The sequence below is a fragment of the Flavobacterium ginsengiterrae genome, from assembly GCF_039539785.1.
Classification (GTDB): Bacteria; Bacteroidota; Bacteroidia; order Flavobacteriales; family Flavobacteriaceae; genus Flavobacterium; species Flavobacterium ginsengiterrae.
In genome coordinates this window covers 1,046,519-1,063,390 of sequence record NZ_BAABDU010000004.1, presented here as the reverse complement: position 1 = coordinate 1,063,390, position 16,872 = coordinate 1,046,519, and the positions used below count along the sequence as shown (strand labels likewise).

Here is a 16,872-nt window from a genome sequence, read left to right as displayed (position 1 = left end):
AAAATAGAAAATAGAGAAAAGAGAATAGAAAATAGAGAAAAGAGAATAGAAAATAGAAAATAGAAAAATATAGAGAGTTAATATTATTTAAGATTAAAGAGAAAGTCTTTTTTCTATACTCTATCTTCTATATTCTTCACAAAATATTTCAAATGAAAAGAACAATTACATTACTGTTGCTTACTTTTTACTGTACCATTGGTTCAGCGCAAAATAACGCGACAGATAAAAAAATAGCCGAACTGCTTTCGAAAATGACTTTGGAGGAAAAAATCGGACAGATGACTCAGATTACTTTAGGCACTTTTGAAGAAAAAGGAAAACCGGGACTTAGTCTGGCAAAACTCAACGAAGGCATTCAGAAATATTACATTGGTTCGGTATTAAATACGCCAAATCGTTATTCGCCTGATACAAAAGAATGGAGGCAGATTATGACAACGATTCATAATGCCAACAGTAAAAACCGACTGCCAATTCCTGTTTTGTACGGAATCGATGCCATCCATGGTGCGAGTTATACTATGGGAGCGACTTTGTTTCCGCAGCAGATTGGAATGGCTGCGACTTTCAATACAGAAATTGTTAAAAAAGGAGCGGAAATTTCGGCTTACGAAACCAGAGCATCTTCGATTCCGTGGGTGTTTTCTCCAGACTTAGATTTACCGAGAAACCCAGCTTGGTCAAGAATTTGGGAATCTTTTGGTGAAGATACCTATTTGACATCTCGAATGGGAGAAGCGATGGTAAATGGTTTTGAAGGCGGTAACATCGGTTCAAAATACCATGTGGCGTCTTGTATGAAACATTTTATCGGTTATGGAAGCACGACAACAGGAAAAGACAGAACACCGAGTATTATTCCGGAACGTGTTTTACGACAATTTGATCTTCCAATTTACGAAGCAGCGATCAAAGCCGGAGCAAAAAGTGTTATGATCAGTTCGGGTGAAATCAACGGAACTCCGGTTCACGCCAGTAAATACCTGATTACCGATGTTTTGAAAAAAGAACTAGGTTTTAAAGGAGTTGTTGTAACCGATTGGAAAGACATTATTTACCTGCACACGCGTCATAAAGTGGCTGAAACCAATAGAGAAGCCGTAAAAATCGCTGTTTTAGCAGGAGTTGATATGAGTATGGTTCCAGAAGATTATTCATTTTGTATCGATTTATTAGACTTAGTGAATAAAGGAGAAATTCCGATGTCACGCATTGACGACGCTGTAAGCCGAATCCTGAAAATGAAAATCGAATTGAATTTATTTGAAGGAACGGTTGCAGATCCAAAACAATATCCAAAATTCGGTTCGGCAGAATTTATCAATGAAGCGTACAATGCGGCAGCAGAATCGATCACTTTGTTAAGGAATAAAAATGCGGTTCTTCCATTAAACAAAAACGAAAAAATACTAGTTACTGGTCCAACAGCAAATAGTATGGTGGCGTTAAACGGAGGATGGACGTACACTTGGCAGGGCGATAAAACCGATGAATTAGTTCCAGATAAATTAACGATTCTAGAGGCTATTCAGCAAAAAGCGGGAACATCAAACGTATTGTATACCAAAGGCGCTGATCTAGCATTAGAAAACGAAGACGAGATTAATAAAGCGGTTGCTTTGGCAAAAGATGCTTCGAAAATCATTCTTTGTTTAGGCGAAAAAAATTACACCGAAACGCCCGGAGATATTACCAGTTTATACATCACGGCACCGCAGATTAAGCTGGCATTGGCTTTAGTGAAATTAAACAAACCGATTATTTTGGTTTTGAATGAAGGAAGACCTCGATTAATTAGTGATTTTGAGGACAAAATAGATGCCATTGTTCAGTGTTATTTACCCGGAAATGAAGGAGGAAGAGCATTGGCCGCTATTTTGTACGGTGAAGTAAACCCGAGCGGAAGGCTTCCGTACAATTACCCAAGATTCCCGAATTCATTAGAAAAATACAATCGTAAATACACCGAAAGTTTAGCCGACAGCGAACAAAACGACGATGCGAAATACCAAAGAAGTTACAATCCGCAGTTTGAGTTTGGAACAGGATTATCGTACACGACTTTTGAATATTCGAATCTGAAATTAGATAAAACTGAGGTTAATTCAAACGACGAAATTAAGGTAAGCGTTGACGTAACCAATACAGGAAGAATGGCCGGAAAAGAATCGGTTTTATTGTATTTGAGTGATTTATACGCCAGTATTACGCCAGAAGTAAAAGCCTTAAAACGTTTTGAAAAAATTGTTTTGGCACCAAACGAAACCAAAACAGTTCAATTTACATTAAATCAAAAAGATTTACAGTTCGTTAATAACGACCTAAAATGGATTTCTGAAAAAGGAACTTTCAAAGTTCAAATCGGGAATCAGAACAAACAGTTTGTACTGAAATAAATTTAGGTCACCAAAGTCTTTTGCCCCGGCAATAAAACTTTACAGCTAACCAATTATTAACCAAAAAAAATGAAATCATGACTATAAAACTAAATTATATAGCACAGTTAAAATATTTCGTATTTGTACTTTTTGTGGGTTTGCTTTCCTGCGAAGATGATGTTCGCGAAGTTTATCTTTATAAAAAAGGAGAACTCAACGCGACTTCAACCAATACAGCTATTAAAGGAGGAGAAACGGTAACGTATACGGATTCTTCAACCAAAGTAAGAGCCATAAAATGGACCTTTCAAGGCGGTTCTCCAGGAGCTTCTATCGAGCCGACAGTTGAAGTGAAGTATACCAAAGCAGGAACTTTTACCGCAACGCTTGAAATAACGCATACAGATAATACGATCCAAAAGAAAACTTTTACCGTTGAGGTTGAAGCACCGCCGACACCGCCAATTGTTGTTCCTGCTGATGCCTTGAAAATCTATTCTGAAAATCCTGATTTTACCAAAACGGCTCCAGTTTTAAACTGGGTTTCAAGCAATCAGTTTGTGATTAAAGAAGTGGCTGAAGATGGATATGAAGGCGCATTTAGAAGTTTCTCATTACCTGCAACGCCACCAGCGACAGAAGCCAAATGGGCAATGGCAATTTTACAGTTTGTGAATTTCACTGATATTTCGTCTTACACGTATATCAATATGGCGGTAAGAACGACAAGTACCGGAAAAATCAGATTTAGAATGAAAGACGCTTCAAACACAGGTTATGTAGAATTTGACGCGACAAGCAACCTGTACGGATTAAAAAGAGACGGAAGCTGGAATATGGTTAAAATCCCAATTGCAGATTATAAGAAACAAAATCCGGCATTAGACCTTACGAAAATCAAAGATATTTTAGTATTAAGAAGTGTTGATCCAGAAGATGTAAGAGCTTTAAATAATTACACTTTCGATATTGATCATATCTATTTGTCTAAATAATTTTTTTTACCGCATAGCAAAACGTAAGCAGCTTTGTCAAAGTTTTAAACTTTGACAAAGCTTTACAAACCAACACCCCAAATTTCTCAAAAAAACAATAAAAATGAATTAAATGAAACATTCTATTTATGTCTTACTCTGCTTTATAAGCCTGACTTCCATACAAGCACAGAAGAAAATAGCGTATCAAAAAGTTGAAGCCAGACAAAATGCCTTAGATCCAAAATGGGTAGCGTATGATGCCAAAACAATTGACAAACTGCCTGGATTTAAAACCAAAAAGCCAGAACCAACTTCAGTTTTTGGCAGTTCTAAAATGTGGCAGAAAGAAGCGACAGGATTTTTTAGAACCCAAAAAGTAGACAACAGATGGTGGATTATTGATCCTGAAGGTTATCCGTATATTTTTAAAGGAGTTGCTGTTTTTAATGCTGGACGTTCTGAAAATCAGCAGAAAGCATTTGATGCCAAATACGGGAGCAAAGAAAACTGGGTAAAACAAGAATCAAAATTACTTCGTGATAACGGATTCAATGGCGTAGGAGCGTGGTCGAATGTTGAGTTGGTTCGAAATGCCGAAAATCCGCTGGTGTATACCGTGATTATTTCGCCAATGGGAATGTATCATTCTGATCATATTAAAAAATTTGGAGGCAAATACAAACAAGCCAGCTGGCAGAATTACCGTTTTGATTTGGTGATGGTTTTTGATAAAGAATTTGACCAATACATCGAAAAAGCGATTTCAGAAGTCTCTCAATACAAAAATGATAAGTATTTGATGGGTTATTTTACAGATAATGAATTGCCGTGGTACAACGACGCATTAGATAAACATTTAACTTTATTGGCCAAAGACGAACAAGGATATTTGGCTGCAAAAGAATGGTTTGATCAGCGAAAAGGATTCAATGCATCGGCATCAGACATTACACAGGAAGATAGAGTGGCATTTACGGCATTTTACTTTGAAACGTACATGAAAAAAGTAACGGAAGCTTTGAAAAAAGCAGACCCAAACCATATGTATTTAGGATGCCGTTTTAATCAGGATAAAGAGCAGGAATTAACCAATCCGGAGATTTTTAAAGTAGCCGGAAAGTATATGGATATTATTTCGATTAACCATTACAGAAAATGGGAGCCAAGTCAGGAACTCATGAACAATTGGGGAGAATGGTCGGGAAAACCGTTTTTGATTACCGAATGGTACACCAAAGGAGAAGATTCAGGTTTGCCGAATAATACGGGCGCAGGATGGCTGGTGCGAACACAGAAAGAAAGAGGACTTTTTTACCAGAATTTCACTTTAGAATTATTGAAAAATAAGAACTCGGTCGGCTGGCATTGGTTCAAATACATGGACAACGATCCCGCAGATTTGAGTACTGATTATTCAAACAGGGATTCTAATAAAGGAATCGTAAACAGCAATTTCGAACCGTATCAGCCTTTATTAAAAGAAATGAAAATCATCAATGACAACGCCTACGAATTGACGCGTTATTTTGATAAAAAGAATTAAAAATACATTCAGCATAAAAATAGAACGCTGATAAAACAGATTTGCTTTCGCAAAAGCGCAGAAAAAAACGGATTTTATATTATTAAAAAAATCCGTTTTTATACGCGTCTTCGTGATAACGAATCCGTGTAATCCGCGTCAAAATTAAGCAGCTGATTGAAGTCATATAATTAAAAATAAAAACTATGAAAAAAATTGTAATGCTGTGCTGTACTTTTCTGCTGATGGGGAAAGCAATGGCGCAGGAAATTCCGTTAGTTTCCAACATTTCGTCGAGGAACACTATTACCTTAAACGGAAAATGGAGTTATATCGTAGATCCGCTTGAAAATGGTTATTACGATTACCGTTTAATGCCTTTTAAAAACAACGGATTTTTCGAGAATAAAAAATGGAACACCACAGATTTAACCGAATATAATTTCGCGACTTCTGCCACAATGGACATTCCGTCTGACTGGAATTCGAAAGACGAAAGACTGTTTTTTTATGAAGGAACTGTTTGGTTTCAGAAAGACTTTAATTATAAAAAAGATGCTAAAACCAAAGGGATTCTGCATTTTGGAGCAGTCAATTACGATGCAAAAGTCTACGTAAACGGAAAAATGGCAGGAATACACGTTGGCGGTTATACGCCTTTCAATTTTGATGTAACCGATTTATTGGTTGACGGAAATAATTTCGTAGTAGTAAAAGTTGACAACAAACGCCACAAAGACAATGTTCCAACTGTAAATATGGATTGGTGGAATTACGGCGGCATCACAAGAGACGTAACGCTGGCTTCGGTACCCAATACATATATCGAAGATTATTTGGTTCAATTGGATAAAAAAGAAAAAGGAAAGATTACAGGATTTATAAAACTAAATAGTGAAACCGCCAATCAATCCGTTTCGGTTTCTATTCCCGAATTGAAAATCAAAAAGAACGTTACCACGGATGCTAAAGGAATAGCGTATTTTGAAATAAAAGCCAATCCGGTTTTATGGACGCCTGAAAAACCAAAGTTATACGATGTAACGATTAGCAAAGAAGATGAAAATATTGCCGATCAAATTGGTTTTAGAACTATTGAAGCCAAAGGAAAAGAAATTCTGTTGAACGGAAAAAAAGTCTTTTTACGAGGCATCAGTATTCACGAAGAAGCTCCTTTTAGATCAGGAAGAGCGTGGTCTGAAGACGATGCTAAAACCTTATTAAACTGGGCAAAAGAATTAGGCTGTAATTATGTTCGTCTGGCGCATTATCCGCACAACGAAAACATGGTAAAAGAAGCCGAAAAAATGGGCATCATGATTTGGTCTGAAGTTCCTGTTTATTGGACCATTTCGTGGACAAATCCAGATACGTATGCCAATGCCGAGCGTCAGTTGCACGATATGATTTACCGAGATAAAAACCGCTGTGGAATCGTAATCTGGTCAATTGCCAACGAAACGCCTCATAGCGACGAAAGAGATGTTTTCCTGAGCAAACTCGCAAAATATGCGCGTACGCAGGACAATACCCGTTTGATTAGTATGGCGATGGAAGTAACCAAAAGTCCGAACAACGTGAATACACTTCATGACAATATGAATGAGTTTGTTGATATTGTAAGTTTCAACCAATATTTGGGCTGGTACAGAGGAACCAACGAAACGTGTAAAGACATGCAATGGGTGATTCCGTACAACAAACCCGTTATCATCAGCGAATTTGGAGGCGAGGCTTTACAAGGTCGTCACGGCGATAAAAAAGAACGCTGGAACGAAGAATATCAGGAAGAATTATACATTCAAAACACACAGATGTTTAATAGAATTGAAGGTTTAGCCGGAGTTTCTCCTTGGATTTTAGTCGATTTCAGATCACCAAGAAGACAATTGCCGGACATTCAGGATTTCTTTAACCGTAAAGGTTTAATCTCCGATCAGGGAATTAAAAAGAAAGCTTTTTATGTGATGAAAGATTGGTACAAGCAGAAAGAAGAAGAATATAAATAAGAGTTTTAGATAAAGTGAAAAACCTTCAAAGTCAAGTTTTGATTTTGGAGGTTTTTTGTTTTTTTGTTGAATGCTGAATCATTCCTAAAATTTAAACAATTCAATATATTCTATTTGGAGAGCATCACAAACTTTTTCAAGTGTAGAAAGAGTTGCATTTACATTTCCTTTCTCCAATCTAGACATATTACTTTTTTCAAAATTGCATTTGGATGCTAATTCTTGTTGGGAAATATATTTTTGTGTTCTGATTTCTACAATTCTCTTTCCTACTTTCTGTTGTATGGTTTCGCTCATTTCGAATTATCTTTTATGATAATTCAAAATTTGTTATATATTTGCAATTATAGGTTATCATATATGATAACTGGTAAAAATGACTAAAATTAAACTCATGGAAACACAACAAAAAGCAGTAACAGAATTATTAGAAATAGTGAATAAAGGAAACTATTTTAATAAACTCAAACCTAATAACGATTCTTTTTCCGCAATGCTGAATGTGTCTTGTTATAGTGAATTAAATATTATCGTTACTGCTTTGTTAAAAGCAAGTATTACAATGCTCCAAAGCGAAAGTTCTACCAAACCTTTTTCTGATGCCATGATTTTAGTTGAAATGGCTTTGCAACTTTTGCCTAATGATGAAATGGAGTTGTTGGATGAGTTGCATAGGGTTGGGGTAGATATTGAAAAGTAAGGCTTCAGCATTATTGTTTTTTATTATAGGATTTAATGATACTATACTTAATAATAAAAAAGTCATATCTGTTGAAGCTCTTTTGGCCTATAAAGAGGTTTTGTTTGGTATTATTAAGATCCTAATAGATACTAGGCTTTATATTTTTATTTAAGAGCTGACACGGAAAAAAAAGTTTACTTCAAAATTTTGACCACAATATAGGTTAAAAGTACGAGAAATTTTAAATATGAATATTTATAACTTAGGAGATATGATATTGATGTTTTTATGTTATTTTATACATTTTGAAAATATCTTCCAAAGAATTGTAATGAATACTTTAGAGTAATGTTGTTTTTGATGTCATTCAGTTTAAAGCTTTTGATATAAGGTTTATGTTGTCCTCTTATGGTACTAAGAGTTTGATATGCAAAAACTAGATTACATTTTTGCGAAATTTTATCAATTGTTGTTTTATCTTTTTTGTTAATTCTAATAAGAAAAAGTTTTTTGAAAACTATTTTTACACGCTTTCTAACATTTGTAGCTTATCATTGAAATATTAGAAAAATTAACATTTTTTTTTTCAAGTTAGATATAAATATTGATATTTTTGTTTTACTCAATAGTTTTTAAGAGTTCATACTTCACAATAATTAGTTATCAGTGATAACTTCAAATAATTAGACTTTAAAGTCTTAGATAATCTCCTTCTTTAACTTAAAAACTTTTTATCATGAAAAAATTCATGCTTGGAGATGTTGTACATCTAAATTCTAATCCAGAAGTAAAAATGACTATTTTTAATATTCAAGGAAATACTATTGCTGTAAAGTATTTTTCTCGAATGAATAAACTAGAAATTAAAACTTTTTCGTCAGAGACATTAACATTGGAAAAAAAATGTTAAAAAAAGGGAGTTTTACTCCCTTTTTTTTATGCAAAAAAATTATCTTAAGAAATCTCTACAACCTTATTTCTCATTAGCATGATTTATGAAAAGATTAAAAAAATAAAATAAAAAATAGAACAAGATTCCTTATATCTTAATATTTATTCCTACTTTTTATTGAAAGTAAAATTTAGTTCAAAGCTGAACACAGTATTATGGTGTTCTATTTTTGTTCTCACCTTTTTATCTTCTATAAATGCACTTGCATTATAAAGCTCTCTCAAATCTTGAATACCGTCAGGAAATTTGTAATCGACAAGATCTTTTAAGATGGAATATTTTTCTACTCTTTTCTTAAAATCTGAAAAATCTTCGCTTGAGATTGCGTTATAAAATATAAAGATAAGCTCATCTTTATGAAGTTGCGCTCTTAGTAATGATGAATAAGCTTCTTGTCGCTCTTCAAGACAATGGTTGTCAATTGCTTTTAGGCAATTATGTAGGATTTTCATAAATGGTGATGAGGAACCATTTATATTATCGTAAACTGTCCAGAATGACTTTTTAAATATATCAATATTAGGAATATTAGTATTACTTTTTTTTCTTTTTTCTGCTTGATACACTGCTTCAATATCCTTGTTTATTCGAAACAAGGCTTTTTGTCCTACAAGTGTTACTACTCCTTTCTTTGCTATTCTTTTTTTAGTTTCAATTATATTCTCTTTTTCAGGAATACCATCAAAAAGAATTTGAAATATATTTTTAAATTCTGACTGTTTTGTCTCCTGTGACTGGTTTTTTATTACATCATAAGTAAGAATTATAGAGATTATTCCGATTAGAGGGCTTAAAGTACCTCCAAAGAAGTCTCCAAAAGTTCCCCATTCACCTTTCTCTTTTGAGAATCCTGAATGAAAATTACAGAAGTAAATAGTAAGGCAGATTAAGTAAACCGCAATTACTAATATTAAGGGCCAATATCTTTTACAAATCTTCCTCATCGTTATAATTTACTTCTAACGTAGGCTCAACGACAATAATACAGCCTTCCACATTAAATTCTTGATAATTTAAGACACCTGCAGGGTATTCATATCCTTCAATAAGAATCTTTAGTTCATTGCCGCATTCATCGCAATTGAATTCGTACTCCCATATTGACTGAATCTCATACCCCATATTCCTTTCGTCATAGTTAGTTTCAGCTTCATCAAAATCTTCAGGATTTATTTCGTGAATTTTATTGCATTTTTTGCATTTAACATTTATTCCAGTTTTAATTATCATAATTTAATAGGGTAGGCAGTTCAACCAATTTAGTTTTAAAACGGCTAAGATAAAAGATATTATTTATTGTCTAATATTATTTTTATAAGAAAATAATGTAGCATCCATACTGATTTATGAGTGTTATCATGTGAAAAATTAAAAGTTGAGTTTCTAACCGCCTCGATTTTAAAAATAATTAAAAAACAGTATAAATACGTATTGTGTGTGTTTAGAATTATATTTCTTGTCAAGTAAAGTTGATTGTTTTCTTATGATTTTTTCTTGCATATATTTTATTTTTTTTTTAGGTGCCATAATTGTTTGCAGATAGTCATTATTGTTTGAATTTTTAAGCTCAAAAACTATAAAGCTTTTACTCATTTTAAGTGAAAGTAAACATAAATTGTAGTCAGTTATAATAAGAAAATTTTTATTTTAGCAATCTAACCAAGTAGAATTTTCAGAAGTTGATCTGACTTGATAATTATTAATACAAAACATATAAGTATTTATGGGAGGGAATGCAGGAATACGGGGTTATCTAATACAAACAATTATTTGTGTGTTAGATACACTTGAAAGTGATAATCATTGGACATCAGTTACGCTTGAGCCATTAGATGAGTCAGAAAAAGTAGATATTAGATGGAAATATTCAGATGGTAGTGTAAAATTATGTCAGGTAAAATCTTCTGAGAATATAATCCGTCACTCTGCTGCAAAAAAATGGTGTGAAGAGCTTGAAGCCGAATCGCCAATTGCTTCTAATTATGAATTGATAGTCATTGGAAGTGTAGATCAGAAACTATTCAAAGCAACTGATATTGGCAAAGTCAAAATTGGAGAAATTAAGCCTTTAAACACTCAGGTACTTATTGATCAGGCATCGACAAAAATAGATAGATACTATGAAGGAAAAAACAAACCTAAGATTTCGTCTCAGGTTAGAGAACTTATTGTAAAAGCCTTAACTTTAGAATTTGGAACAAGTTCTATTATTGGTGAAGAAATATCGAGAGCTGATTTTGATAAAAAGCTTTTAGAATGGATTGTCGCAGTTGAAAACCAGTTAGATTCTAACCCTTTTGCTTCATTGGCGCCACCCGTTGAGAATCAAAATATCCCTATTAATCACAGAATAGTAAAAAAAATTTTAGAACTCATCGGATGGCATCAGTTTGGAGAAAATTATTCGGTTGAACTATTCAATGAAAAAACAGAGGAAAATGATTTACATTGTGTGAATTTTGTTGGAGATTTTGAAAGTAAATTAAAAGAAAAATCTGGAGATTTTATAATGATTTCATCTCTTCACTCAGTCAAATATCCCGATTCTTCAAAAACAGAAATCGAAAAATATCTTTATGATGCAGATGTGGTTTATAATGATTTAGAGGAAAAAAATAAAATTCCACTTAAGCGATATGAATCAACCGACGTTTACAGTTTCTTATTTTGGCTTTCAACTGATAACGATGAAGTTTCGAGGGATTTTATTCATTTTAGTAAAGAAAACTACAAAAGAAACCTGCTCAATGAAAAAATGACTTACTTTTTAATTGATAATAATAAAGCAAATTTTTTGATTAGCAGTATAACGACTGCAAAAAATTACAGGCCAGATGTTCCTGTTAAATTTGCATACCCAATTACTGAAGCTAATCAGAGTCCACAGCATATTGGAGAAAGAGGATTAAAACTTCCGCCTCAATTTATTAATTCTTCTGTAATTCCAATTACTAAGGAAAGTAAATCGAAAATTAGCTTTCTTCTGTTCTGCTCTGATCCGTATTCAGCTGAAGCATTAAAGAAACTTATATGGTTAACTATAAGTCTTACTAGCGGTTATGGTAATGAATATCTGCTTTATTTTCCAGATTATAATGAGGTAGAAGATAAAAATGATGCTCTTGAAATTATTCGTTCCTTTAATGAAGAATTATTGGATGAGAAAGTTACTATCCTAAAATACCACAATATTGATTCTGAAGCATTAGATTCATTATCAAATATCAAAACAATTACCAATAAAAATGAAGTTTACGATGAAGATAGTCAAACATCTTTAGTTAATTCTAAGCATTTAAATGAAGCTTTTATCAATATACTTCCTTATGGAGATATTATAAAGCCTTTTCTTAAAACTGATGCAATTACAGCAAACGATATTAAATTTTTCCTTGCAAAAAAAGGGATTTATACAAAAAATGCAGATATCAAAAAGTTGATAGAATTGATGAGCTCTTTGCTTTTCAGTCCAAGAGAGCTTGAAGATTTTAAATCCTATATTGACATAAAAGGAAAAACTATAAACAGCTCGGATGCTTTTTTTAATATTAAGCAAGATGAAACATTAGACTCTGTTTTTAAGAAAGTGAAAATAAATACCGATAATTTGACAGATGGATTAAATGTAAAAATAATAAATCCGGACAACTTAAAATTTGAAGCCAATCCAGCGAAAGATGAATACAAATTAACATTGGTTACCGAAACGAAAGATCCTACAAGTAGTTTATTAGTAAATACCAAACCAGGAAAAGCAGAAGTAGTAATTAAGAAAAAAGACAACCAATTAGTTGTGGTAACTGAAAATACGATCAGTAAAGCAGACAAATATATTGTAAACCGTCTTGTCAAACTTGTTGAAGAAGAATTTAAAAGAATAGATTTTATTGAAGAGGAAAAAATTAAAGTTATGTTCAAAAATTTCAGTTCCAACACAGAACGAGTAAATTTCTTGCTAAGTTTCAGTAATATTGCTTCATCAACGATGTTTCATGAAGCTGATATTCAGTCAATAAAATTTAAGTTTGATGAGCACACTCAAATACCAGAACTTTATCGTGATAAGGTAGATAAGGATCTGGTTATAAATTTTGAAGGGAAAGGACTTCAAACTCTAACGGAGCTAAGCGAGCAGAATGCAAAAGGGTCTATATTTTTAGAGGAAATGCGAGTTCTTTATAAGTTCAGTTTTTTAAACATAAAAAATGGTCTTTATAAAGTGACTTTTAATTTTTCAAATGCTCTGAAAAATAAACCAGAATTTGACGGAGTATTTAAATCTGCTCCATATTTGATTAAAACAGATTCAGTAAAAGCCTTATCAAGTATTGCAAATCTCGAAAAGGAATTAGGAAAGGAAATTGAAAATCTTAAACTTGAAAAACTAAAATTATTTAATATAATAAAATGATAGATTTTACAGGAGTTAAACTAAAGAATATGGCTACTCATTTTGTTGGAAACAAATTGAGAGACGAAGGAATAAAAATTTCAGATGGAGAGGTAAGTTTGCCTGATGGAGATACTAAAAAATATTTATTAAAGTATTTTCTGTCATCTTTTGTTGATAATGAAAAGTTCAATTTTACCAATCCTACAGAACTTTCATTAAATGCTGTGTACACTTTAATCAGCAGAATATTTTCGGATACTGATTCATTTTATGAAAATTCTGTTGAACTTTCTAAACATTTATACTCAAATTCGACTCATCCGAAAGTAAATGGAGGAGAGTTTACGGTATGCCTGTTTGAAAATATTATTTTAGATGGAATTGAAACAAATGCGATAGGTGTGTTTAAAACTGAGGTTAAAGATATATTTTTAAAATTTGATTCAACCAAAGATAATTATGTTATAAGATATGATAACGGAGTTAATGTAGGCAGACTTGATAAAGGATGCTTAGTATTTGAACAGCAGGTTCAAAATGGATTTAAAGTGTGCATTGTCGATTCAAATAAATCTAATGATACACAATATTGGAAAGATGACTTTTTAAGTGTTAAACCACTTTCAGATGAATATCATTTTACTAAAAATTTTCTTTCAATAACAAAAGATTTTGTCACTAAGCAGCTTTCAGAGGAATTTGAGGTAAGTAAAGCAGATAAGATAGATCTATTAAATCGTTCAGTTGAATATTTTAAAACACACGATAGATTTGAGAAGAAAAGTTTTGAAGAAGCTGTGTTTGATGATCCTGAAATGATTCAATCGTTCAGAAGTTATGACAAAGAGTATAGAGGAAATAAAAATGTAGATATCTCTGATAATTTTCAAATTTCATCACAGGCTGTTAAAAAACAATCACGTATATTCAAAAGCGTTCTAAAATTGGACAGGAATTTTGATATTTATATTCACGGAAATAAAGATTTGATAGAAAAAGGTATAGAAAAGGACGGAAGAAAATTCTATAAAATTTATTATGAAGAAGAAAAGTAATTAGTTTTTATTATTAAATCAATGGGAGAAGGTCACAAAGAAGATGGCAACAGCTCAATTGCAGACAAGATAATTAAGGAGACTGCTTAATTTAGAGAAAATTGTACGAAACAATCATATGGACGCTGGGCATAGAAGTTGTTGCAAAATGTTAAAGATAGTCGTGGCCGAAACCAATAGAAAAGTTTCGGTCAGGATTAATTACAGCCATGGTGAAATTGAATTTTTGCACAATGAAATCCACTTTACGGAAAAAGATATCAGGAGGTTAATATAGCAAATTTAGTTTAAGAAAGTTGATGACGAGAAATTAGTGCTCGCAATGGCCAGATTTGGTACCGGCTTTCTAACAATACATCTGCCTTCTAAATTAAAATGTACTTTATTAAAAAAATCTTTTTATACAATCAAAAATTATTAATAGTAAAAAGAAACAAGAAACAAGAAACAAGAAACAAGAATACAACCAAGACTTCCCTTAAACCTCATTTCCTAACCCTCGGCTTCTCCATCAAAACCCCAAAATAAGAAGTACTAAAAGCCGAAAGACTTTTGTATCCAACCAAATGCGCAATCTGGCTCAACGTATATTCTTTGCTGTCTAGAAGTTCGATGCTTTTCAGGATACGAATTAACTGCAGGTATTTTTGAAGGGTGATATTGGTTTTCTGTTTAAAAATACGTTGTAAACTTCGAACGGACATTTGAGCCAGATTGGCCAATTCGTCAATTTCAAAAGCATATTGATAATTTTTATTGATGTAATCGCAAACCGGAATTAAACGGCTGTCGGCAGGAACGGGAATTTGCAAAGAATTGTTTTCCTGACAAAAGTGAGACAGACTCATTAAAAGGGCATTTAAAAAAGCAGCTTGTTCTTCGTTTTCGGTTAGCAGTTTATCCCATTTTTGGGCATACAAAATCATTTCTTTTAAAACATTCGGCGCCGAAAACACATGAACCTTTTGATAAAAATCGTGTTCAGGAACCGTTTTAAACAAAGCAATGATGAGGTTTACGGTTTTAGATTCAGAAGAAATGCGGTGCTCTTTTTGGGTTGGAATCCAGATCACATGATTTTGCGGAACAAGATAAGTTCTTTCTTCAATATGAAAATATTGATAACCTTCTTCTACATAAGTCAGCTGATACCGTTTGTGGGTGTGAACGTAATTGTCATGCTGCCAGTTTTTATCGTACCAGACATAAGCATTTGTTTGTAAGTTGTCTTCAAACTGACCTTCCTTTTTTTCGGATAAGCCACATTTTGTATTGGCGTTCTGCATGTACTTTTTGGCAAAGTTAATAAAAACGTCATCGTTAATTTTGTGAATGAATATAATTTACAAGAACATGAAAAATCTACAGCTCTTTTTGATTGTTATTTTAACGGCATTAACGATGAATACGATGGAAGCACAAAATAAGAAAACCAATATATTAGTTCTGATTCATTCGGATAATGGAGGAACTTATGAATTAGCCCAAGAAATTGCGAAAGGAATCGAAAGCGACCCCAATTCAAAAGCCGTTATAAAACTGGTAAAGGAATCGACAAATTCAAAATTAAAAGATTTGCCCGTTGCAACCGTTGACGAATTAACATCGTATGACGGAATCGCATTTGGTTCGCCTGTTTATTTCGGAAACATCAGTACAGCGATGAGTGAGTTTCTTTCTAAAACGGTGAATTTATGGTCGAATCACGCTTTGGAAGGAATGCCCGCAACGGTCTTTATGTCGGCTGGAAGCGGTGCGGGAAAAGAATTGGCATTACAGTCTTTTTGGAATAGTCTGGCCGTTCACGGAATGGTTTTAGTACCAAACGGAATTAGAGGCGATGAAAAAATAGACAAGAAAGTACCGCAGGGAAATTCGGTTTTAGGAACTACAAGTCTGGCTTCTTTAAAAGATGTCAAAAGACCAACAGAAAGCGAACGTTATCTGGCAGCATTACAAGGGAAAAACTTCGCAAAAGTGGCGTCGGCTTTAAAAGGAACTTTTTCTAAAAAAGAAATCTCGGTAAAAGAAGAACCTTCAATTAATACGATTTTAAAATCTAAGAATATTGTGTTGCCTCAAGTGCCAAAGCCAGCAGGAAATTATCAGCCTTATGTACGAACAGGAAATTTGGTTTTCATTAATCAGGTCGCTTTAAAGGATGGAAAAATCCTGAACCCGGGAAAACTAGGAGTAAATGTAGATGAAAATCAAGTAAAAGAAGCAACGGAATTAACCATGCTAAACGTAATTTCTGTTTTAAATGAAGCCGTTGACGGCGATTTAAATCGTGTAAAACGTTGTGTACAGCTTACAGGAATTTTCAATACAAAAGACGATTACACCAAACATGCCGATTTAATGAACATCGCTTCAAACCTGACAGTGGAAATCTTTGGTGAAAAAGGAAAACATGCCAGAGCTACTTTTGGAGCATCTTCTATTCCTGTAAATTCTTCGGTAGAAATACAAGCTGTTTTTGAAGTTGAGCAATAATAGTACTGATTTTTGAAACATAAAATAAAAAAACTCTAACAATGTTAGAGGTTTTTAAGTTTTTCAGAAAGGCACCGCTGCCAATATTTAGATACCAGAAATTATTGGCTTTTTCATCATTTTTTTTTAAGTTTACCTATAGGTACAGTACAAATTTAACTCTCATAAAGAGTTACAAAAGGCAAAAATTACTAAAAGCTTATAAATAATTATGTAATATAAATAATTAATTAATTGAGACTGATTTGTCTATTCTTTTAAAATCAAAATAAAATTTGAAGGAGTATAAAATTAACAATGTTTTTATATACTCACAGATCAAAAAGAAATTGTTTGAACTAGAAGAATTTTTGACTTCATGTAAACAACAACTGCAATTTGCTTTTTCAGAGAAATTAGAAACTT

General features: G+C 32.9%; 13 protein-coding genes. 9 read left to right on the top strand and 4 right to left on the bottom strand.

The window, feature by feature from the left end:
• Nucleotides 1-152 precede the first annotated feature (152 nt).
• The 4 genes from ABD859_RS15160 to ABD859_RS15145 all read left to right on the top strand — a co-directional run bounded on the left by ABD859_RS15160 (nt 153) and on the right by ABD859_RS15145 (nt 6,889).
• Nucleotides 153-2,399: a glycoside hydrolase family 3 N-terminal domain-containing protein gene (locus ABD859_RS15160; RefSeq protein WP_345145427.1), complete on the top strand. Its 2,247-nt coding sequence runs from the start codon at nt 153-155 to the stop codon at nt 2,397-2,399.
• Between the two features lie 77 nt (nt 2,400-2,476).
• On the top strand, nt 2,477-3,376 hold the full coding sequence (locus tag ABD859_RS15155; RefSeq protein ID WP_345145426.1) for a PKD domain-containing protein: 900 nt from the start codon (nt 2,477-2,479) through the stop codon (nt 3,374-3,376).
• A gap of 112 nt (nt 3,377-3,488) precedes the next feature.
• Nucleotides 3,489-4,901, top strand: a complete 1,413-nt coding sequence (locus tag ABD859_RS15150) for a hypothetical protein (protein WP_345145425.1) — start codon at nt 3,489-3,491, stop codon at nt 4,899-4,901.
• Between the two features lie 185 nt (nt 4,902-5,086).
• A complete protein-coding gene (locus ABD859_RS15145; RefSeq protein ID WP_345145424.1) occupies nt 5,087-6,889 on the top strand; it encodes a glycoside hydrolase family 2 protein in 1,803 nt (600 codons plus the stop codon).
• Nucleotides 6,890-6,973: 84 nt separating this feature from the next.
• Here the strand turns inward: ABD859_RS15145 and ABD859_RS15140 are convergent, their stop codons facing one another.
• Nucleotides 6,974-7,186 (bottom strand): helix-turn-helix domain-containing protein, encoded by a 213-nt coding sequence (locus ABD859_RS15140; RefSeq protein WP_345145423.1) that lies wholly within the window; start codon nt 7,184-7,186, stop codon nt 6,974-6,976.
• 97 nt (nt 7,187-7,283) lie between these two features.
• Here ABD859_RS15140 and ABD859_RS15135 point away from each other — a divergent pair, with 97 nt between their 5' ends.
• Entirely contained in the window at nt 7,284-7,589 is a 306-nt protein-coding gene (locus tag ABD859_RS15135) for a hypothetical protein (protein WP_345145422.1), read from the top strand.
• Nucleotides 7,590-8,307: 718 nt separating this feature from the next.
• Complete coding sequence (locus ABD859_RS15130; protein ID WP_345145421.1) at nt 8,308-8,481, top strand: hypothetical protein; 174 nt, start codon at nt 8,308-8,310, stop codon at nt 8,479-8,481.
• Between the two features lie 149 nt (nt 8,482-8,630).
• On the opposite strand, the gene ABD859_RS15125 is transcribed toward ABD859_RS15130, so the two are convergent.
• Both ABD859_RS15125 and ABD859_RS15120 read right to left on the bottom strand, forming a co-directional pair.
• Nucleotides 8,631-9,467 carry a putative phage abortive infection protein gene (locus tag ABD859_RS15125; protein ID WP_345145420.1) on the bottom strand — a complete coding sequence of 279 codons (837 nt, stop codon included), beginning with the start codon at nt 9,465-9,467 and terminating at the stop codon, nt 8,631-8,633.
• A complete protein-coding gene (locus ABD859_RS15120; protein WP_345145419.1) occupies nt 9,451-9,753 on the bottom strand; it encodes a hypothetical protein in 303 nt (100 codons plus the stop codon). The genes ABD859_RS15125 and ABD859_RS15120 overlap by 17 nt, the downstream gene beginning before the upstream one ends.
• 544 nt (nt 9,754-10,297) lie before the next feature.
• Here ABD859_RS15120 and ABD859_RS15115 point away from each other — a divergent pair.
• Together ABD859_RS15115 and ABD859_RS15110 are read left to right on the top strand one after the other, a co-directional pair.
• A complete protein-coding gene (locus tag ABD859_RS15115; RefSeq protein WP_345145418.1) occupies nt 10,298-12,934 on the top strand; it encodes a PD-(D/E)XK nuclease domain-containing protein in 2,637 nt (878 codons plus the stop codon).
• Nucleotides 12,931-13,971 carry a nucleoid-associated protein gene (locus ABD859_RS15110; RefSeq protein ID WP_345145417.1) on the top strand — a complete coding sequence of 347 codons (1,041 nt, stop codon included), beginning with the start codon at nt 12,931-12,933 and terminating at the stop codon, nt 13,969-13,971. The genes ABD859_RS15115 and ABD859_RS15110 overlap by 4 nt, the downstream gene beginning before the upstream one ends.
• 485 nt (nt 13,972-14,456) lie before the next feature.
• On the opposite strand, the gene ABD859_RS15105 is transcribed toward ABD859_RS15110, so the two are convergent.
• Nucleotides 14,457-15,257 (bottom strand): AraC family transcriptional regulator, encoded by an 801-nt coding sequence (locus ABD859_RS15105; RefSeq protein ID WP_345145416.1) that lies wholly within the window; start codon nt 15,255-15,257, stop codon nt 14,457-14,459.
• A 67-nt stretch (nt 15,258-15,324) separates the two neighbouring features.
• On the opposite strand from ABD859_RS15105, the gene ABD859_RS15100 reads away from it, so the two are divergent.
• Entirely contained in the window at nt 15,325-16,467 is a 1,143-nt protein-coding gene (locus tag ABD859_RS15100) for an Atu1372/SO_1960 family protein (RefSeq protein WP_345145415.1), read from the top strand.
• The last annotated feature ends 405 nt before the right edge of the window (nt 16,468-16,872 follow it).